At 67.2% G+C, this 19,017-nt stretch carries 21 protein-coding genes; 5 read left to right on the top strand and 16 right to left on the bottom strand.

The genetic code is table 11. The features are described 5' to 3' along the window. Positions 1-105 precede the first annotated feature (105 nt). The 6 genes from DVU99_RS05615 to efp all read right to left on the bottom strand — a co-directional run bounded on the left by DVU99_RS05615 (position 106) and on the right by efp (position 4,815). A complete protein-coding gene (locus DVU99_RS05615; protein WP_114239226.1) occupies positions 106-945 on the bottom strand; it encodes a squalene/phytoene synthase family protein in 840 nt (279 codons plus the stop codon). Then, on the bottom strand, positions 942-1,613 hold the full coding sequence (gene gph, locus DVU99_RS05610) for a phosphoglycolate phosphatase (RefSeq protein WP_114239225.1): 672 nt from the start codon (positions 1,611-1,613) through the stop codon (positions 942-944). The genes DVU99_RS05615 and gph overlap by 4 nt, the downstream gene beginning before the upstream one ends. Continuing rightward, on the bottom strand, positions 1,610-2,332 hold the full coding sequence (gene ubiG / locus DVU99_RS05605) for a bifunctional 2-polyprenyl-6-hydroxyphenol methylase/3-demethylubiquinol 3-O-methyltransferase UbiG (RefSeq protein ID WP_114239224.1): 723 nt from the start codon (positions 2,330-2,332) through the stop codon (positions 1,610-1,612). Before ubiG ends, gph begins: the two co-directional genes overlap by 4 nt. Positions 2,333-2,363: 31 nt before the next feature. Further along, positions 2,364-2,618: a YciI family protein gene (locus DVU99_RS05600; RefSeq protein WP_114239223.1), complete on the bottom strand. Its 255-nt coding sequence runs from the start codon at positions 2,616-2,618 to the stop codon at positions 2,364-2,366. A gap of 10 nt (positions 2,619-2,628) precedes the next feature. Then, positions 2,629-3,969, bottom strand: coding sequence for a TRZ/ATZ family hydrolase (locus DVU99_RS05595; protein ID WP_114239222.1), 1,341 nt, complete (start codon positions 3,967-3,969; stop codon positions 2,629-2,631). A gap of 276 nt (positions 3,970-4,245) precedes the next feature. Beyond that, the gene (gene efp, locus DVU99_RS05590; RefSeq protein ID WP_114239221.1) at positions 4,246-4,815 is read right to left on the bottom strand and encodes an elongation factor P; all 570 of its coding nucleotides are present in this window, start codon (positions 4,813-4,815) and stop codon (positions 4,246-4,248) included. 84 nt (positions 4,816-4,899) lie between these two features. Here efp and epmB point away from each other — a divergent pair, with 84 nt between their 5' ends. Both epmB and DVU99_RS05580 read left to right on the top strand, forming a co-directional pair. Then, positions 4,900-5,910: an EF-P beta-lysylation protein EpmB gene (gene epmB, locus DVU99_RS05585; protein ID WP_114239220.1), complete on the top strand. Its 1,011-nt coding sequence runs from the start codon at positions 4,900-4,902 to the stop codon at positions 5,908-5,910. 154 nt (positions 5,911-6,064) lie between these two features. After that, a complete protein-coding gene (locus DVU99_RS05580; protein WP_114239219.1) occupies positions 6,065-8,107 on the top strand; it encodes an EAL domain-containing protein in 2,043 nt (680 codons plus the stop codon). Positions 8,108-8,323: 216 nt separating this feature from the next. Here DVU99_RS05580 and rplS read toward each other — a convergent pair whose 3' ends face one another. The 6 genes from rplS to DVU99_RS05550 all read right to left on the bottom strand — a co-directional run bounded on the left by rplS (position 8,324) and on the right by DVU99_RS05550 (position 13,263). Continuing rightward, positions 8,324-8,713, bottom strand: a complete 390-nt coding sequence (rplS, locus tag DVU99_RS05575; RefSeq protein WP_019463592.1) for a 50S ribosomal protein L19 — start codon at positions 8,711-8,713, stop codon at positions 8,324-8,326. 27 nt (positions 8,714-8,740) lie between these two features. Beyond that, complete coding sequence (gene trmD / locus DVU99_RS05570; RefSeq protein WP_114239218.1) at positions 8,741-9,508, bottom strand: tRNA (guanosine(37)-N1)-methyltransferase TrmD; 768 nt, start codon at positions 9,506-9,508, stop codon at positions 8,741-8,743. 33 nt (positions 9,509-9,541) lie between these two features. Continuing rightward, complete coding sequence (gene rimM / locus DVU99_RS05565; protein ID WP_114239217.1) at positions 9,542-10,057, bottom strand: ribosome maturation factor RimM; 516 nt, start codon at positions 10,055-10,057, stop codon at positions 9,542-9,544. Between the two features lie 2 nt (positions 10,058-10,059). Then, a complete protein-coding gene (rpsP, locus tag DVU99_RS05560; protein WP_114239216.1) occupies positions 10,060-10,314 on the bottom strand; it encodes a 30S ribosomal protein S16 in 255 nt (84 codons plus the stop codon). Between the two features lie 227 nt (positions 10,315-10,541). Further along, positions 10,542-11,924 carry a signal recognition particle protein gene (ffh, locus tag DVU99_RS05555; protein ID WP_114239215.1) on the bottom strand — a complete coding sequence of 461 codons (1,383 nt, stop codon included), beginning with the start codon at positions 11,922-11,924 and terminating at the stop codon, positions 10,542-10,544. A 67-nt stretch (positions 11,925-11,991) separates the two neighbouring features. Then, positions 11,992-13,263, bottom strand: coding sequence for an alpha/beta fold hydrolase (locus DVU99_RS05550; RefSeq protein ID WP_157971359.1), 1,272 nt, complete (start codon positions 13,261-13,263; stop codon positions 11,992-11,994). 208 nt (positions 13,264-13,471) lie between these two features. Between DVU99_RS05550 and DVU99_RS05545 the strand changes: the two genes are divergently transcribed. From DVU99_RS05545 to DVU99_RS05535, 3 genes are read left to right on the top strand one after another with little or no spacing between them, the layout of a single operon-like run. Next, positions 13,472-14,275 (top strand): inner membrane protein YpjD, encoded by an 804-nt coding sequence (locus tag DVU99_RS05545; protein ID WP_114239213.1) that lies wholly within the window; start codon positions 13,472-13,474, stop codon positions 14,273-14,275. Then, positions 14,272-15,132: a formyltetrahydrofolate deformylase gene (gene purU / locus DVU99_RS05540; protein ID WP_114239212.1), complete on the top strand. Its 861-nt coding sequence runs from the start codon at positions 14,272-14,274 to the stop codon at positions 15,130-15,132. Before DVU99_RS05545 ends, purU begins: the two co-directional genes overlap by 4 nt. Positions 15,133-15,145: 13 nt before the next feature. Next, a complete protein-coding gene (locus tag DVU99_RS05535) occupies positions 15,146-15,751 on the top strand; it encodes a glutathione S-transferase family protein (protein WP_114239211.1) in 606 nt (201 codons plus the stop codon). A gap of 48 nt (positions 15,752-15,799) precedes the next feature. Here the strand turns inward: DVU99_RS05535 and radA are convergent, their stop codons facing one another. The 4 genes from radA to DVU99_RS05515 form a co-directional block, all read right to left on the bottom strand. Further along, on the bottom strand, positions 15,800-17,179 hold the full coding sequence (radA, locus tag DVU99_RS05530; protein WP_114239210.1) for a DNA repair protein RadA: 1,380 nt from the start codon (positions 17,177-17,179) through the stop codon (positions 15,800-15,802). A gap of 78 nt (positions 17,180-17,257) precedes the next feature. Then, entirely contained in the window at positions 17,258-18,346 is a 1,089-nt protein-coding gene (gene alr / locus DVU99_RS05525) for an alanine racemase (protein ID WP_114239209.1), read from the bottom strand. A gap of 186 nt (positions 18,347-18,532) precedes the next feature. Then, entirely contained in the window at positions 18,533-18,748 is a 216-nt protein-coding gene (locus tag DVU99_RS05520) for a hypothetical protein (RefSeq protein WP_157971358.1), read from the bottom strand. A gap of 10 nt (positions 18,749-18,758) precedes the next feature. Beyond that, complete coding sequence (locus DVU99_RS05515; RefSeq protein ID WP_114239207.1) at positions 18,759-18,911, bottom strand: DUF3309 family protein; 153 nt, start codon at positions 18,909-18,911, stop codon at positions 18,759-18,761. Positions 18,912-19,017: the final 106 nt, after the last annotated feature.

Here is a 19,017-nt window from a genome sequence, read left to right as displayed (position 1 = left end):
CTGTAATCCAGCGGCCAGGGGATCGCCGCGAACGAGACTCAATCTTGGGGCAGCGCGGGGGTCGCGCAATAGTGGCGTGGCGGAAACGGTGCGTCCCGGCGGTGTTCAGCCGACCTGCTGGCGCCAGGCGCGCGCGGCCTGCCAGGCCTGCCAGGCCACCACCGGACCCTGCCGGCCTTGCCCCTTGCGCAGCACGTCCAGCGGATCGGCGGCCTTGCGGGCCTTGGCCACCAGGCTACGGCCATGCCTCGATTCCAGCCCCCGGAACGCGCTGAGCAGCCCGGGCAGGCGATCGGACTCGCGCCAGGCCTGGTGCAGGTCTTCCAGCTGGGCGCGGATGGCGTCTTCGCGGCCGGCGCTGGCGCTGCGCAGGTCGTTGCGGCTCAACCCGTGCCGGGCCAGGCGGGCCATCGGCAAGGGCAGGCGGTCGCGCTCGGCGTCCTCTTCCAGCCGCAGCAGGGCAAATAGCAAATGGGACAGGGTGGCGACCCGCGCAGCGCGCTCACTGGGAACGCCTTCGCCGTACCACCAGGCGGTTTCCAGCTCGGCCAGGGCACCATGCAACAGCGAGCCGGCAGCCACCTGGGCCTGGAAGTCGGCGGCGGTGCCCTCTTCCAGCTGGGCCATGGCCGCCAGCACCGGCGCCACCCAGCGATCGGCCGGCAGCGCATGGGCGCGGTCATCGTCGAACAGCACCTGGGTCAACGGATGGCGCCCACCGCTGGCGGCGGCACCGGACAATTCCTCGGCCCACCAATTGAGCTTGGTGGCGGCCACCTGGGGCTCGCGGATGCCGTAGGCCGCGGCCAGCAGCTCCTGCTCCAGCGCGGCCAGCGCCACGTGCCCGGGATGAAGGTGCGGATCGACGAAGGCCAACGCAATGCGCTGCTGCGGCTGTACCGCCAGCCACTTGTCGATATAGCTCTGCAGCGCGGTATCGCTCATGCCGCCACCTTGAGTCGGCGGGTGAGCTCGTCCGGGTGGTCCACCACCAGGTCTGCGCCCCACTCGTGCGGATTGCTGCCGTCCAGGTAGCCCCAGCGCACGGCCACCGAGTACATGCCGGCCGCATTGCCGGCCAGCACGTCGCGCTGATCATCGCCCACGAACACGCAGCGGCGCGGATCCAGCCCGGCCCGCTCGCAGGCCAGTAGCACCGGTGCGGGGTCAGGCTTCTTCACCGGCAGGGTGTCGCCAGACACCACGGCCGCGGCACGCGGCGCCCAGCCGATGCACTCGACCAGTTCGTCGGTGAGGAAGCCGGGCTTGTTGGTGACAATGCCCCAGGCGAGGCCCTGCGCCTCGATGGCGGACAGCAGGTCGTTGATGCCGTCGAACGGGTGCGTGTGCTGGGCCAGCATCGACTGGTAAAGCTCGAGGTAGCGCGGCACCAGCGCCATCACGCCGGCGTCGTCGAGGCCGGGGAACGCGCAGCGCAAAATCGCGCGCGAGCCGCGCGAGACCACCTCGCGCACCATCGCATAGGGCGGCGCGGCCACCTGCAGTTCATGGCACTGCGCCTTCAGCGCGGAATAGAGGTCGGCAGCACTGTCGAGCAGGGTGCCGTCGAGGTCGAACAGGACGCCCTGCAGGTTTTCGGGAAACGACTTCATGCCGGCTTGCGAGCGCTGATCAGGTAGTTCACCGCGGTGATGCGGCTGAGCCACGCCTTGCGGTTGATCGGGTTGTAGCCGAGGCCGGAGACATCGTCCAGCTCGAGGCCTGCATGGCGCATCAGGCGACCCAGCTCGGACGGCTTGAGGAACTGCGCATAGTGGTGCGTGCCACGCGGCAGCATGCGGGTGATGTACTCGGCGCCGAGGATGGCCGCGCCGAACGCGGCGGGCGTGCGATTGAGGGTGGACATCACCACCACGCCACCCGGCTTGACCATGCGCGCCAGGTCCTGCACCAGCGCGGCGGGATCGGGCACGTGCTCGACCAGCTCCATGCAGCACACCGCGTCGAAGCTCTCCGGTTCGGTGGCGGCGAGTTCGGCGGACGACTGCACGCGGTAGTCGATGTCGAGATCGGGCTTTTCCAACCGCGATTCGTGCATGTGCAGGCGGGCGATCTCGATGACCTTCTCGCCCAGGTCGATGCCGGTCACACGGGCGCCGGCCCGGGCCAGCGCCTCGCTCAGCAGGCCACCACCGCACCCCACGTCGGCCACGCGCGCGTTGCGCAGGTCGACCCGCGCGGCGACGTACTCCGCTCGCACCGGATTGAGGTCATGCAGCGGGCGGGACTCGCCGTCGGGATCCCACCAGCGCGCGGCGAGCTTGCTGAAACGGGCGATTTCCTCGGGGCTGACATTGGCAGCGGCTTGCATCGAAAGCATCCTTTGAATCGGTTCGCAGAGCTTAACGCGCCTGCCATTCGTAGACCGTGATGTCCCAGCCGCCACTGGTGTGGGCCGGGTCTTCGTGGGCGATGCGCAGTGCCTCGTCCATGTCGGTTGCGCGCATCAGGTAGGCCCCGCCGGACATGTCACTGAAGGGCCCCGTCATCTCGAGCCGTCCACCCGCACGCAGGCCTTCGAGGAAGTCCTTGTGCGGCTGCACGACGGCCGGATCGAACTCCGGGCGGCGCATCACCATGACCAGGTAACGGTTCATCGCGGTCTCCTCAGCCGGCGTCGATGGCAGCGATGCGCTCGCGCCAGGCATGCGTCTTGGCCAGCACGGCGTCGGTGTCGATGTCGGTGAGCACACGGCCGGCGAGCTTGCGCACGCCGCTGATCCACACATCCGTCACCTGGTGGCGGCCGGTGGCGTAGGCCAGCTGCGAGGCGATATGGAACAGCGGCTGGGTTTCCAGGTCAGACAGACGCACAGCCGCGAAGTCGGCCTGCTTGCCCGGCTCGATCGAACCGATGCGGTCTTCCAGGCCCATGGCACGCGCGCCGTTGAGGGTGGCCGCGCGCAGTGCATAGGCCGCGTCGAAGGCGGCCGCATCACCGGCCACGGCCTTGGCCAGCAGCGCGGCGGTGCGCATCTCGCCGAACATGTCCAGGTCGTTGTTGGAGGCGCAGCCGTCGGTGCCGATGGCCACGTTGACGCCGGCCTTGCGCAGCTGCTCGGCTGGGCAGAAGCCCGAGGCCAGCTTAAGGTTCGATTCGGGGCAATGCACCACCGACACCCCTGCCTCGGCGCACGCGGCGATTTCGCCGTCGGTGAGCTGGGTCATGTGCACGGCGATCAGGCGGTCGTTGACCAGGCCCAGCTTCTGCAGGCGCTGGAACGGACGCAGGCCGCTCTTGGCCTTTTCCTCCTCCACCTCGTGCGCGGTTTCGTGCGTGTGCAGGTGCACCTGGATGTCGAGCTGGTCGGACAGCACGCGGATGCGCTCGAAGCTCTCGTCCGACACCGTGTACGGGGCATGCGGCGCGAACGCAGTGCCGACCAGGGCGTCGCCGAGGAAGCTGTCATGCACCTCGATGGCGCGCTCGAAATATTCATCCTGGGTCTTGGCCCACGCCGTGGGGAACTCGATCACCGGCAGGCCCACCACCGCACGGAAACCCATGCGGCGATAGGTGGCGCCGATCACGTCGGGGAAGAAATAGTTCTCGTTGGCGCAGGTGGTGCCGCCGCGGATCATCTCGGCCACCGCCAGCTCCACGCCGTCGCGCACGAATTCCGGCCCGATCACCTGCCCTTCGACCGGCCAGATGTGCTTCTGCAGCCACACCATCAGCGGCAGGTCGTCGGCCAGCCCACGCAGCAACGTCATCGGGTTGTGCGTGTGCGTGTTCACCAGGCCCGGGATCAGCACGTGCTCGCCCAGTTCCACGCGCTCGCGCGGCGCATAAGCCGCGTGCGCGTCGGCCTGCGGCAGCAACGCCACGATGGCGCCCTTGTCGACGGCCACGGCATGGTGCTCCAGCACGACGCCATGCGGCTCCACGGGCACGACCCAGCGCGCTTCGATCAGCAGGTCGATGGTCTGCGGGGTGGTCTGGCTCATCCTTAGGCTCGCTTTTTCAATGGTGGATACGACATGGGGCGGATCACCTTGCGGTGGCCGCCCCATGGTTGCCTAACGGCGTGACGCTTTTCCGCTCGTCATTCCGGCGCAGGCCGGAGGATCTCTACAACAGCCGAAGGCTGGTCATCCAGTGACTTTGCGTTGAACTGTGCGAAGAAGGAAATGCGTGCTTCGCACAACGTACTTCACTGGATCCCTGCCTTCGCAGGGATGACGAACCGGCAGGGGCGCGGGCTCAGCCCGCGCGCCGATTCATCACTTGCCCACGCGGCTGACGTACTCGCCCGTGCGGGTGTCGACCTTGATCACTTCCTCGGTGCTCACGAACAGCGGCACGCGGACCACGGCACCGGTTTCCAGCGTCGCCGGCTTGCCGCCGCCGCCGGAGGTGTCGCCGCGCAGGCCCGGGTCGGTCTCGGTGATCTTCAGCTCGACGAAGTTCGGCGGCTGCACGGCGATGATTTCGCCGTTGAACAGCGTGACCACGCACTCCTCCTCGCCCTTGAGCCACTTGGAGGCATCACCCATGCCGACCTTGCTGGCCTGGTGCTGCTCGAAGCTCTCCTGGTGCATGAAGTGCCAGAACTCGCCATCGGAGTACAGGTACTGCATGTCGGTATCGACGACGTCGGCGACTTCGAAGGAGTCGCTGGACTTCATCGTCTGCTCGGTGGTGCGGCCGTTCTTCAGGTTGCGGATGAAGATGCGGGTGAAGGCCTGGCCCTTGCCGGGCTTGATGAAATCGGCGTCAGTAATGACCCACGGGTCATTGTTGTGAAGGATCTTCATACCCTTCTTGACGTCGTTAAGACCGACGGTGGCCATGCGCTCTTGCTCCAGATGTGACGCCGCCGGCAGGCAGCTAGAATAGGGATTTCACCGGGCCCGGGGCCCGACTCAAGACCCACTATGATAACCGCAAGCCACGCTGCCCGCCTATCTCCACCCGGAACCGACTGGCGCACGCTCTGGCGCGAGGCCATCACGGACCCGCGCGAGCTGCTGGAGACGGTCGGGCTGGGCCACCTGGCGGAGCGCCTGCCCGCCGATGACGCCGGGTTCGCCACCCGGGTGCCGCGCGGGTTCGCGGCGCGCATGGTCCGGGGCGACGCCCGCGACCCCCTGCTGCTACAGGCCCTGCCGCAACTGGCCGAGCTGGACGCCGCTCCCGGCTTCAGCACCGACGCGGTGGGCGACATGGCTGCCCGCTCGGCGCAGGGCGTGCTGCACAAGTACGAAGGCCGCGCCCTGCTGATCGCCAGCGGCAGCTGCGCCATCAACTGCCGCTACTGCTTCCGCCGGCACTTCCCCTACGGGGACGAGATGGCCGCGGCCGGCCAGTGGCGCAAGGCACTGGAACACGTGCGGCAGGACAGTTCGATCAGCGAGCTGATCCTGTCCGGCGGCGACCCGCTGTCGCTGGCCACCGCCAAGCTGGAGGAGCTTTCGCGCGGCCTGGCCGACATTCCGCATGTCACCCGCCTGCGCATCCACACCCGCCTGCCGGTGGTGCTGCCCGAGCGCATCGACGAGGCCTTCGGCCAGTGGCTGGACTCCCTGCCACTGCAAAAAGTGGTGGTATTGCATGCCAACCACGCCAACGAGTTCGACACCAGCGTGGATGCCGCCTGCCGGCGACTGCGCGAAGCCGGGGCCACCCTGCTCAACCAGTCGGTACTGCTGCGCGGGATCAACGACGATGCGGAGACCCTGGCAGCCTTGTCCGAGCGGCTGTTCGCCGCCGGCGTGCTGCCCTACTACCTACACCAGCTCGATCGCGTGCAGGGCGCCGCTCACTTCGAGGTGGGCGACGACCAGGCACTGGCCCTGGTGGAGGCGATGCGCCATCGCCTGCCCGGCTACCTGGTACCCAAGCTGGTGCGCGAGGTCGGCGGCGAGGCCTCCAAGCGCCCGCTGTAACGGCCCGGCGGCACACTTGTGGGCCGCGTCACTTCTAGAAACTTTCCGCTGGCAGTCGCCGGCGGAATCCGCTACAACCACCGATGGCCCGCGCCCTGCTGTCATAGCAGGTTTTCCACCAGCAGCGGCGAACAATGGATAGCTCGACGTGCCCATGAAAACTGACCAGGTCATCAAGATCCTTTTCATCGAAAAGTCGGTCGAAGACGCGGAACAGATCATCAGCCTGCTGCGCAACAGCGGCATCGCCGTCCGCCCCGCGCGGGCCACCAGCGCCGAGCAGGTGACCGCGGCGCTGGACGAACTCGGACCGGACATCGTGCTGTTCGATCCTGCCGTGGGCACGCTGGAGCTGCGCGAGGTATCGCGCCTGCTCGATGCGCACGGCCGCGACCTCTCGCTGATCGCCCTGGTCAGCCAGGTGGACAACGCCACCATCACCGAACTGTTCGTCAGTGGCGCGCGCAGCGTGGCCCTGCGCCCGCAGCCCAAGCAGCTGATGGCGGTGATCCAGCGCGAGTTCGACGCGCTCAACGCCCGCCGCCAGTTGCGCCGCCTGGAGACCGCGCTGCGTGAATCCGAGCGCCGCTGCGATGCGCTGCTGGATTCCTCCACCGACGCCATCGCCTACGTGCACGAAGGCATGCACGTGCGCGCCAACCAGGCCTACCTCGACACCTTCGGCTATACCGAATTCGATGACCTGCTCGGCCTGCCCGTGCTGGACATGGTCGGCCCGAACGATGCCGAGGAGTTCAAGAACACCCTCAAGGGCCTCTCGCGCGGCGAGAAGCCCAATGGCCCCATCGAGCTTCAGGCACGGCGTGCCGATGGCGCCAGCTTCAAGGCCGGCGTGGAATTTGCCCACGCCACCTTCGAGGGCGAGCCCTGCCTGCAGGTGGTGTTCCGCCGCCAGCAGGTGGACGTCGGCATGATCGAACAGCTGCAGCGTGACCCGGTCACCGGCCTGTTCAACCGCGCCCGCATGCTCGAGTGCATCGACCAGGCGGTGGCCGCCGCGACCGAAGGCACCAAGGGCCAGTCGCTGCTGCTGATCGAGCCGGACAACTGGCAGGCGATCGTGGGCGGCGTGGGCCTGGCCAAGGCCGACGAACTGCTGGCGGCCTTCGCCAATCGCGTGGAAGGTCAGCTCGGCGCCCACGACACGGCCGGCCTGCTGGCCGAACACACCGTGGGCGTGCTGCTGCATACCCGCAACGACGAAGGCATCAAGCAGTGGATCGCCGGCCTGCAGCAGGCGATCGCAGGCGGCATCTTCGATCTGGGCACGCGCTCCATCACGGTCACCACCAGCATCGGCGGCAGCTTGCTGGGCGAGAAGAACGCCAACACCGAGCTGCTGCTCAACCAGGCCAGCCAGGCGCTGCGCAACGCGCAGAGCCAGGGCGGCAACCGCAGCGACCTGCACGATCCGGGCGCCCGCGAAAAGGCCGACGAAGAGCGCGAGCGCTACTGGCTCGGCGTGCTGCAGCAGGCGCTCACGCAAAACGATTTCGTGCTGTACCACCAGCAGACGATCAGCCTGCAGGATGCCGAAGGCGAATTCTCCGAGATCCTGCTGCGCCTCAATGGTCCGCAGGGCGAGGTGCTGCCGGGCTTCTTCATGCCCATCGCCGAAAAGCACAACCTCACCCCGGCCATCGACCGCTGGGTGCTCAACCAGGCCATCGAACACCTGCGCGCCCGCGACCGCAACGGCACGCCAACCACCTTCTTCGTCAAGCTCACCTCCGGCTCGCTGGAAGACACCCAGCTGCTGCCGTGGCTGGGCGAGCGCCTCAAGTCGGCCGGCCTCAAGCACGGCCAGCTGGTGCTGGAGATGACCGAGAGCAAGGTGGTGACCGCGCTGCGCCCCGCGCAGGAGTTCATCCAGTCGTGGAAGAAGCTGGGCGGCCAGTTCGCGCTGGAACAGTTCGGCTCGGGCCTCAATTCGTTCCAGCTGCTCAACCACATCGACGCGGACTACCTGAAGATCGACCGCAGCTACATGGCCGACCTGCCCCAGCAGGCCGAGAGCCAGAAGAAGGTCGCCGAGATCTGCCGCCAGGCGCGCGAACTGAACAAGCAGACCATCGCCGAATGGGTGGAAGACGCGGCCAGCACCTCGCTGCTGTTCGCCTGCGGCGTGGACTTCGTGCAGGGCAACTTCCTGCAGGAACCGCAGCGCCTGGCGTAGGCTCCCAATGACTCCCTCTCCCCACAGGGGAGAGGATTGGGGTGAGGGGTCAATCTTGCCCCATTGCTCAAGCGAAGCACGGTCTTTTGAGGCCTCACCGCGAGCACCCTCCCCTCTCCTCAGTCCTCTCCCCCAAGGGGAGAGGAAGAAAAAGAACAAACAAAAACCCCGCGGATCGCTCCGCGGGGTTTTGCTTGAACCGATGAGGCGCCGGGATTACTCGGCGGCAGCCTTCTTGGCAGCCTTGGCGGCGGAGACGGCAGCGACGTCTTCCTTGATGCGGGCAGCCTTGCCTTCCAGGTTGCGCAGGTAGTACAGCTTGGCGCCGCGGACCTTGCCCTTGCGCTTCACTTCCAGCGAGTCGATGGCCGGGCTGTGCGCCTGGAACACGCGCTCCACGCCGGTGCCGTGCGAGATCTTGCGCACGGTGAAGGCCGAATGCAGGCCGCGGCTACGCTTGGCGATGACGACACCCTCGAACGCCTGGACGCGCTCGCGGTTACCTTCCTTCACCTTGACATTGACCACCACGGTGTCACCAGGGCCGAATTCCGGCAGCTGGCGGGTGATCTGCTCGGCTTCGAACTGTTCGATGATCTTGTTCATGGCAACACCTGTCTGTTCACTAAGCCCTTACTGGGCCATATCGTCGTGCCGCGTCTGCATCGCATGTTCGCGGCGGAATTCATCCAACAGCGCCCGGGATTGTGGATCCAACGTGCGCTGAGCCAAAAGGTCGGGACGCCGCAACCAGGTCCGTCCCAGTGATTGCTTGAGGCGCCAGCGGCGGATGGCCGCGTGGTCGCCGGAAAGCAGTACATCCGGCACGTCACCCAGTGCGTCATGCACCGGTTTCGCATAGTGCGGGCAATCCAGCAGTCCATCCGAGAACGAATCCTGCTGCGCCGACTGCGCGTCATTCAACGCGCCGTCCTGCAAGCGGCCCACGGCATCGATGATCACCGCGGCACCCAGCTCACCGCCAGACAGCACATAATCGCCGATGGAGAGCTCCTCGTCGACCTCGTGCGCCAGCAGACGCTCGTCCACACCTTCGTAACGCCCACAGAGCAGAGCGATGCGTGGCAGTTTCGCCAGCGCTTCCACCCGGCCCTGCGTCAGCCGCGCTCCTTGCGGACTGAGATAAATCACATGCACCGGTTCCGGTGCGGCCTCGCGCATCGCCTTGAGGGCATCGCGCAAAGGCTGGATCAGCATCACCATGCCGGGCCCGCCGCCGCAGGTGCGGCCGTCCACGGTACGGTAATTGTCGGTGGCGTAATCGCGCGGATTCCAGGTTTCCACCTGAAGCAGTTCACGCTGCTGCGCGCGCCCCACCACACCTACCGCAGCACACTGGCGCATGAAGTCGGGAAACAGCGTGACGACATCGATGCGCATGATCCTCAACCCATATGGCGGCGCATGGCGCGCTCAGAATTCAGGATCCCAGTCCACCACCATGCGCCCGTCGGACAGATCCACCGAACGCACATACGAACCCTGGATGAAAGGAATCAGACGCTCGCGCGTGCCGTCCTTCACCACCACGACGTCGTTGGCCCCGGTCGCGAACAGGTGACTGACCCGCCCCAGTGCCACGCCTTCCGTGGTGACGACCTCCAGACCCTCGAGGTCGACCCAGTAATACTCATCCTTGCCGGGAGGCGGCAGCAGTTCGCGGGCGACGTGGATGTCCTGTCCCACCAGTGCTGCTGCAGCATCTCGGTCGTCGATGCCGGGCAACTGGGCGATGAGCCCCTTGCCCTGCGGACGGCCTTTCACTCCCGTGATCTCCGTCTCCACACCCGGCGCCGATGTGAGCAGCCAGGGTTGGTAGGTGAAGATCCGCGTACGGGGCTCGGTCCAGGATTCGATCTTGACCCAGCCCTGCACGCCGTACAGCCCGACGATGCGTCCGACCAGGACGCGCCGACCGGCTGCCGTCATGCTCAGGCAGCCTGCTGCTTGCCGGCTTCCTTGACCAGGGACGCGACCTTGTCGGTCAGCTGCGCACCCTTGCCCACCCACTCCTGCACGCGGGCCAGGTTCAGCTCAAGGCGCTTGTCCTTGCCCGAAGCAACCGGATTGTAGAAACCCACGTTCTCGATGCTGCGACCGTCGCGCTTGTTGCGCTGATCGGTGACAACGATGTGGTAGAACGGACGGCCCTTGGCGCCGCCGCGCGAAAGACGAATCTTGACCATAAGTAAAAGCTCCAGAGTTGCCGTATGCCGGCAGCACGCACGAGTCCGTGCGCGGTAAACGCGGCATTTTAATGAATTTTGGAGAAAAAGGAAGGGGTTGGGTGAATCAGAGGTGAGAGGCGAGTCGCGAGGGCGGCAAAATCACCGCCCGCAGCCAGCCTGTGGACAAGGGAAAACGCCGTACTCGTGAGCTTGCGCCCTCTCGTCGCGCCCCTCGTCCCACCCCATCAGCGCATCGGGGGGAACCCGCCGCCCATGCCGCCCATGCCCTTCATGGCGCCACGCATCTGCCTCAGCAGACCCTTGGTACCGCCCTTGGAGAGCTTGGACATCATTTTTTCCATCTGCATATACTGCTTGAGCAGGCGGTTGACGTCGGCCGGCTGAGTGCCAGAACCGCGCGCCACGCGGGCGCGGCGCGAGCCGTTGAGCAGGTCCGGGTGACGGCGTTCCTTCTTGGTCATCGACTGGATGATCGCGACCATGCGCTTGATCTCGCCGTCGTTGACCTTGGACTTGACGTTCTCAGGCAGGCTGGAGACGCCCGGCAGCTTGTCCATGAGGCCAGCCAGGCCGCCCATGTTGGTCATCTGCTCGAGTTGGTCGCGCATGTCGTTGAGATCGAAGCGCTTGCCCTTGATGACCTTCTCGGCGAGCTTCTGCGCCTTTTCCTGGTCGACCTTGCGCTCCACTTCCTCGACCAGCGACAGCACGTCGCCCATGCCCAGGATGCGCTGCGCGACGCGATCGGGATGGAACGGCTCCAGCGCGTCGGTCTTCTCGCCAGCGCCGAGGAACTTGATCGGGCGGCCGGTGACATAGCGCACCGACAGCGCGGCACCGCCACGGGCGTCACCGTCGGTCTTGGTCAGCACCACGCCGGTGAGCGGCAGCGCCTCGGCAAACGCCTTGGCGGTGTTGGCCGCGTCCTGGCCGGTCATGGAGTCGACCACGAACAGGGTTTCGATCGGGGTGATCGCGGCGTGCAGCGCCTTGATCTCCGCCATCATCGCCTCGTCGACGTGCAGGCGGCCAGCGGTATCGACCAGCAGCACGTCGACCACTTCGCGACGGGCAGCGGCAATCGCGTTCTTGGCGATATCGACCGGGTTCTGGCCCGCCTCGGACGGGAAGAACTTCACGCCCACCTGCTCGGCCAGCGTGCGCAGCTGCTCGATGGCGGCCGGACGGTACACGTCGCAGCTCACCACCATCACCTTTTTCTTCTTGCGCTCGGTGAGGAAGCGGGCGAGCTTGGCCACCGTGGTGGTCTTGCCGGCACCCTGCAGGCCCGCCATCAGCACCACCGCAGGCGGCTGCTGGGCAAGGTTGAGCTCGGTGTTGGCGGTGCCCATCAGCGCGGTCAGCTCGTCGCTGACCACCTTCACCAGGGCCTGGCCCGGCGAGAGGCTCTTGAGCACTTCCTGGCCGACCGCGCGCACCTTCACGCGCTCGACCAGCGCCTGCACCACCGGCAGGGCCACGTCGGCCTCCAGCAGGGCAATGCGCACCTCGCGCAGCGATTCGCGGATGTTCTCCTCGGTCAGGCGACCGCGGCCGCGCAGGCGGTTGACGGTGGCAGAGAGGCGTTGGCTGAGCGATTCGAACATGGCAGACAGGAGTCCAGGGACAAGCGGGCAAATATAGCAGAGGCCGGCGCGGGCCACCCTGCCCGGCTCAGCGGGCGGCGGCCTGCGCCTTGATCCATTGCGCCACGTCCTCGATCACGCGGCCATCGACATGGCCCGGCAGCTGGTAATCGGCCGGCGTGCCGGACTTCCCGGCAGGCATGAACAAGTGGTTCAGGCCCGCATACTGGTGAAAGCCGACTTGCGGACGCCCGCCCAATGCCTTCTGCCAGCGCTGGTAATCCTCGACGGGAAACACCTGGAAATCGCGATCGCCCTGCAATACCAGCATGGGCATGGCCAATTGCCCGGCCACGGTCACCGCGTCGTAGTCGCGCATGCTCAGCCAGTAGCCCTGCGGCAGGCTCTCGTAGCTGCCCTGGGGCGGCCGGGCCGGGTCGGCCGAGGCCAGCAGGCGCTGTTCGTCGGCAATGGCCTTCTTCTTGTCCGCGACCTGGGCGTCGCTCAGGCCCATCGATACGCCGAGCTCGCCCAGCTGCTGCGCCGACACCTGCAGCAGGGGGCGGGCGGGGGCCGCAAGCAGGATCAGACCCGCCAGCTGCGGCGCACGCTGGCCGATGCGCGGCGCCATGTAGGCGCCCAGGCTGTGGCCCAGCACGAACACGCGATGCGGATCGATGCCCTGCTGCGCAGCGAGCAAGCGCACGGCGGCCAGCGCGTCATCGGTGACCTCCTGGTCGATACCGAATGCCGCATCGTTTTCCAGCACTTTGGCGCCGTAGACCAGGGTGCGCTTATCGAAGCGCAGGCTGGCGATGCCGGCCGCAGCCAGGCCCTCCGCGATGTCGCGAAAGGGCTTGTTCTGCCCCACGGTTTCGTCGCGATCGTTGGGGCCAGAGCCGGCCACCAGCACGACAGCCGGAAACGGTCCTGCGCCCTGAGGCAGGCGCAGCACGGCGGGCAAGGGCCCCAGCGGGGTCGACACGTCAAGGCGACGCTCACCTTCGCCCAGCACCGGGGCGGTCGGCGAGCCGGGCAGCCGCGCGAAGAACAACGCCGCGACCTCGCCCTGCTCGTTGCAGCTCACCCGCATGGCCAGCGCCTGCCCGGCGAAGTACAGCGGCGTTTCCGCCACCGACGTGCCGCCCTGCTCGAACAGCCTGGCATCGCCTGCGTGATCGAAGGCCCCGAACTGCTGCGGCAGGCGGTGCTGCCACAGGTCGGCCAGCTTGTCGGCACCGAGGGCTGCCGTCATGCGCGTGTCGAAATGGCGGGTCGCGGTGGCGAACTCGCCCTTGCGCAACCCATCGAGGATTTCCGCCGAACGCGCCACACACGGGTTTTCGGACGCCTGTGCCATGACCGCCACTCCCAACAACCCGACACCTGCCAGCAGGCTCGACCAGCGCACCATCGCATGCTCCCCTGCAAAACACAGTCGCGCCGCAGCGCCCGCCCTGGCGTGCCAGGCTCGGGCCGATGCGTGCGGGGGCGCCACGATTGGCCAAATCGGGGCCCCTGACAAGTGCCGTTCACGCCCCGCCGACGCTGTGCCACACTTCCCCGCCATGCTGACCGCCGCCGCACTGATCGCCATCGTCGACTACCTGCTAGCCGCGGGGCTGCCCACGTGGCCGCTGTTCGCACGACACAACACCTCCACCACGGTGCAGCGCATCGCGCTGGCCATCGCCACGCTGGCAGTGGTGACCCACGCGACCATCCTGCTCAGCCTGCATCGCGGCGCGCTGGACCTGCATTTCTTCGCCGCGCTCTCGCTGGTGGCCTGCGTGGTGTCCGCGCTGACCCTGGTGGTGAACATCTGGCGGCCCGTCGCCGCACTCGGCGGCATCGTGTTTCCGCTGTCGGCGCTGCTGCTGGGCGTGGATACCTTCCTGGCCCCAGCCACCGCGCCGCAGCCGCTGGAATGGCAGATCAAGCTGCACGTGACGGTGGCCCTGCTGGCCTTCGGCGTGCTGTCCATCGCCGCCGTGCTGGCCATCCTGCTGGCCGTGCAGGAGCGCGCGCTGCGCCATCGCCAGCTTGGGCCGTGGCTGCGCGCGCTGCCGCCATTGACGCTCACCGAGACCCTGCTGTTCCGCCTGATCGGCGCGGGCTTCGTGCTGCTCACGCTGACCCTGCTCACCGGCATCCTGTTTGTCGACAACCTGTTCGGACAGCACCTGGTGCACAAGACGGTGCTGTCGATCATCGCCTGGCTGGTCTTCGGCGCCCTGCTCTACGGCCGCTGGCGCCACGGCTGGCGCGGCCGCAGCGCGGTGAACCTCACCCTGATCGGCATGGGCGTGCTGCTGCTGGCCTTCTTCGGCACCAAGCTGGTGCTGGAACTGATATTGCACCGCACGCCATGAGCGCTGCCGGCCAGTTCGTGCTCACCCTGTCCTGTCCGGATCGCGCCGGCATCGTGGCAGCGGTGTCGAACCACCTGGCCGACCACGACTGCAACATCATCGAGGCCCAGCAGTTCGGCGATGCCGAAACCGGGCGCTTCTTCATGCGGCTGGTGTTCGAAAGCGCGCACCTTCCGCTTGCCGGGCTGGAGGCCGGCCTCGACGCCTTCGCCCCCACGCTGCGCATGCAGTGGACGCTGCGCGACCGTGCCCGGCAGCGCAAGGTGATGCTGCTGGTGTCCAAGTTCGACCACTGCCTGGCCGACATCCTCTACCGCTGGCGCATCGGCGAGCTGCCGATGGACATCGTGGGCATCGTCGCCAACCATCCACTCAAGACCTATCGCCACCTCGATTTCGACGACATCCCGTTCCATCACCTGCCGGTGGAGCGCGACGACAAGGCGCAGCAGGAAGCCGCCCTGTGGTCGCTGATCGAACAGAGCGGCGCCGAGCTGGTGGTGCTGGCGCGCTACATGCAGGTGCTGTCCCGCGAGCTGGCCGGTCGCCTGGCCGGGCGCTGCATCAATATCCATCACTCGTTCCTGCCCGGCTTCAAGGGTGCCCGCCCCTATCACCAGGCCCACCGGCGCGGGGTGAAGCTGAGCGGCGCCACCGCCCATTTCGTCACCGCCGACCTGGATGAAGGCCCGATCATCGAACAGGACATCGAGCGCGTGACGCATGCCGACACGCCCGACGACCTGATCCGCATCGGCCGCGACATCGAGCGGCGCGTGCTGGCTCGCACCCTGCGGCTGTACCTCGACGACCGCGTGCTGCTCAACGGCGGCAAGACCGTGGTCTTTCATTCCTGACACGGAGAAGAACGTGGAACTGATCGGCATGCTCGACTCGCCCTATGTGCGTCGCGCGGCGGTTTCGCTGCGCCTGCTGGGCATTCCCTTCACTCACCGATCGTTGTCGGTATTCCGCAACTACGACGAGTTTCGCGCGATCAACCCCCTGGTGAAGGCGCCCACGCTGGTGCTGGACGATGGTTCGCTGCTGACCGAGTCGGGCCTGATCGTCGACTGGGCCGAGACCCTGGCCGGTCGCTCGCTGATGCCTTCGGCACCGGCGCAGCGGCTGCGCGCCCTGCGCCTCAGCGGCCTGGCGCTCGCGGCCATGGAGAAAAGCGTACAGATCGTCTACGAGTACAAGCGCGACGCCGACAAACGGGATGCCGGCTGGCTGCAGCGCGTGCAGCAGCAATTGCGCGCCGCCTACGACCGCCTCGAAGCCGAACTGGAAGGCGTCGACGACTGGCTGTTCGGCGCGACGCCCACGCAGCCCGACATCGCCATCGCCGTGGCATGGGGCTTCACCCAGCTGGTGGTGTCGGAGTTCGTGCCCGCCGCGACATACCCGCTGCTGGTGATGTTCGCGCTGCGCGCGGAGCAGCATCCGGATTTCGCCGCGCTGCCGCCCGTCTGAAGACTCCCATGCAGGAGCGCACAGGGTGCGCTCCTGCAGAAAGGCAATTCAGCGCGTGGCGTCGATGGCCTGCGAGAGCCGCTCCACCGCCACCACTTCCATCTCGCCGACCTTGCCCTTCTTCGGCGCATTGGCCTTGGGCACGATGGCCTTCTGGAAGCCGTGATGGGCGGCTTCCTTCAGGCGTTCCTCGCCGTTGGGCACCGGGCGGATCTCGCCCGACAGACCCACTTCGCCAAACGCGATGGTCTTTTCCGGCAGCGGGCGATCGCGCAACGAGGACAGCACGGCCAGCAGCACCGGCAGGTCGGCCGCGGTTTCCTGCACGCGGATGCCGCCCACCACGTTGACGAACACGTCCTGGTCGTAGGCGGCCACGCCGCCGTGCCGATGCAGCACCGCCAGCAGCATGGCCAGGCGGTTCTGCTCCAGGCCCAGCGCGACACGGCGCGGGTTGCCCAGCGAGGACTGGTCGACCAGTGCCTGCACTTCCACCAGCAGCGGCCGCGTACCTTCGCGGGTGACCATCACCGCGCTGCCCGGCGTCGGACCGCTGTGCGCGGAGAGGAAGATCGCCGAGGGATTGGGCACTTCGCGCAGGCCCTTCTCGGACATGGCGAACACGCCCAGCTCATTGACCGCACCGAAGCGGTTCTTGAACGCGCGCAGCACGCGGAAGCGGCTGCCGGATTCGCCTTCGAAATACAGCACGGCGTCCACCATGTGCTCGAGCACGCGCGGGCCGGCGATGCCGCCCTCCTTGGTGACGTGGCCAACCAGGAACACCGAGGTACCGGTTTCCTTGGCGAAGCGGGTGAGCTTGGCCGCCGACTCGCGCACCTGGCTGACCGAGCCCGGCGCCGCGGTGAGCAATTCGGTCCAGATGGTCTGGATGGAGTCGATCACCAGCACGCGCGGCCGGCTGGCCAGCGCCTGCTCGATGATGCGCTCGATGCAGGTTTCCGCCAGCGCATGCAGCGGTGCCAGCGGAAGGTCCAGTCGCTGTGCGCGCGCCGCCACCTGGGCCAGCGATTCCTCGCCGGTGACGTAGACACTGGGCATCTGCGTGCCCAGCGTACCCAGCATCTGCAGCAGCAGGGTCGACTTGCCGATGCCCGGATCGCCACCGATGAGCACCACCGAACCATCGACCAGGCCGCCGCCAAGCACGCGATCCAGCTCGCCGATGCCGGTCAGCGTGCGTGTTTCCGCGTTCAGCGCCACCGAGGTCAGCGGCGTGACCTTGGGCGCCCCCGCGGCGGCGCCGGCATAGCCCGTGCTGCGCGCCGCGCCCGCCGACTTCACCGCCGGCTGCACCACGAATTCGCTGAGTGTGTTCCAGGCATTGCACTCCAGGCACTGGCCCTGCCATTTCGAGTGCTCCGCGCCGCAATCGGCACAGACATAGGCGGTCTTGGCTTTGGCCATCGGGGAGATCCTGGGATACGGGCAAGGCCGTGAGCTTAGCGGGCGCTGATCGCAGACGGCGAGACGCCTGCGCCGCGCTCAGCTCTCGTCTTCGACGAACAGCACGCGACGGGTCATGCCGCAGGTGAGGTCGTAGGAGATGGTGCCAGCGTGGGCGGCGATGATCTCCACCGGCAATTCCGGGCCCCACAGGGTGACGCGATCACCGACCCTGGCCTCCGGCGCGCCGCGCAGGTCCAGGGTGATCAGGTCCATCGACACGCGGCCGATCAGGGGCACCTGCCGCTCGCCCACCAGCACGGGCGTGCCAGCCACCGCGCTGCGCGGATAGCCATCGCCGTAGCCCACCGCCGCGACGCCCACCGGCATGTCCTCGGGACAGGTCCAGGTGCCGTTGTAGCCGATGCGCTCGCCCTTGCCGATGCGGTTGATCGCGATCAAGCGCGTGCTCAACGTCATCGCCGGACGAAAGCCGAAATCGGCGCCGCTCTTGCCATCTACCACCGACAGGCCGTACAGCAGGCCGCCGGTGCGCACCCAGTCACCGCGTGCCTCGGCCCAACCCAGCACGGCCGCGGAGTTGGACAGCGAGCGCGGCCCACGCAGGCCACGCGTGGCCTCGGCGAAGCGCCGGATCTGCGCGGGCGTCCTGGTGCCGTCGAACACTTCCGATTCGGCGAAATGGGTCAGCAGGCCGATCTCCGGATCGATCCCCGCCATGGTGGAAAGTTGCCCGTGCACGAACGGCGCGGCCTCGGGAGCGAAGCCCAGGCGATGCATGCCGCTGTCGACCTTCAACCATACGCGCAGCAATCCGCGCGCAGGCGAAGCCTCGCGCAGCCACTGCAGCTGTTCCTCGTGATGGATCGCCGCATCCAGGTTCAATCGCTGCATCTCGGCGATATCGCTGGCCCGGTCGGGACCCGAGAGCACCACGATGCGCTGCCGGTGACCTGCCGCGCGCAGGCGCAAGCCATCGCCCAACGCAGCCACCGCGAACGCATCGGCCTCGCCATCGAGGGCACGCGCGACACGCTCGAGCCCGTGACCATAGGCGTCGGCCTTGACCACCGCCATCACCTTCGCCGGCGCGGCCAGCTGCTTGATGCGGGCAAGGTTGTGGCGCAAGGCGCCGAGATGGATGGTGGCAACAGTGGTGCGGCTCATACCTGCGGGATGCCGGGCTTGCGGCGTAGTGGGAGGAGGGGCGAAACGCCGGACCAGGCAACCCCGACAAGGCACAGAGCTTAGCAGCCTTGTCCGCGGCCCAGCCGGTCCAGTGATGCGCCCAGCCTAGCCAGCAAGCACGACCTACCCGGGGCATGCACATGGCAAACCCCGGGCAGACGCTTCTCAACGATTGTCGCGGCTGTCGCAGCGTTCGATAGCCACCTGGCGCGCCCTGTCATATTCGTGCTGGGTCATGGCACCGGAAGCAAGCGCATTCTGCAGGTCGGTCATCTGCTTGCCGCAGGTATCGTTGTTCTGCACCACGCGGGTGCTGCTTCCGCAGCCCGCCAGGGTGAGGCAGGCGGCGACCAATATCGCGGGAATCAGGCTTCGGTTCATGGCAGCACCCTCAGATGACGCCCAGCACCAACAGGACGATCAAGATGATCAGGACCAGGCCAATGCCGCCGCTGGGCCCATAACCCCAGTTGCGGCTATACGGCCAAGACGGCAACGCGCCAAGCAAAAGCAACACGATGATGAGCAGAAGGATCAGCGACATGCGTTGTGCCTCGTGCGGGGAACCGCCTAGGAGGCTGCGCCGGGCGAGGTGAATCCCACCCGTGTTCCACATGCACGGGGCGCAAAGAGGCCGGATCGATACAGGC

It is taken from the genome of Dyella sp. C9 (genome assembly GCF_003332825.1).
Lineage (GTDB): Bacteria > Pseudomonadota > Gammaproteobacteria > Xanthomonadales > Rhodanobacteraceae > Dyella.
This window is presented reverse-complemented; position numbering and strand designations above follow the sequence as displayed.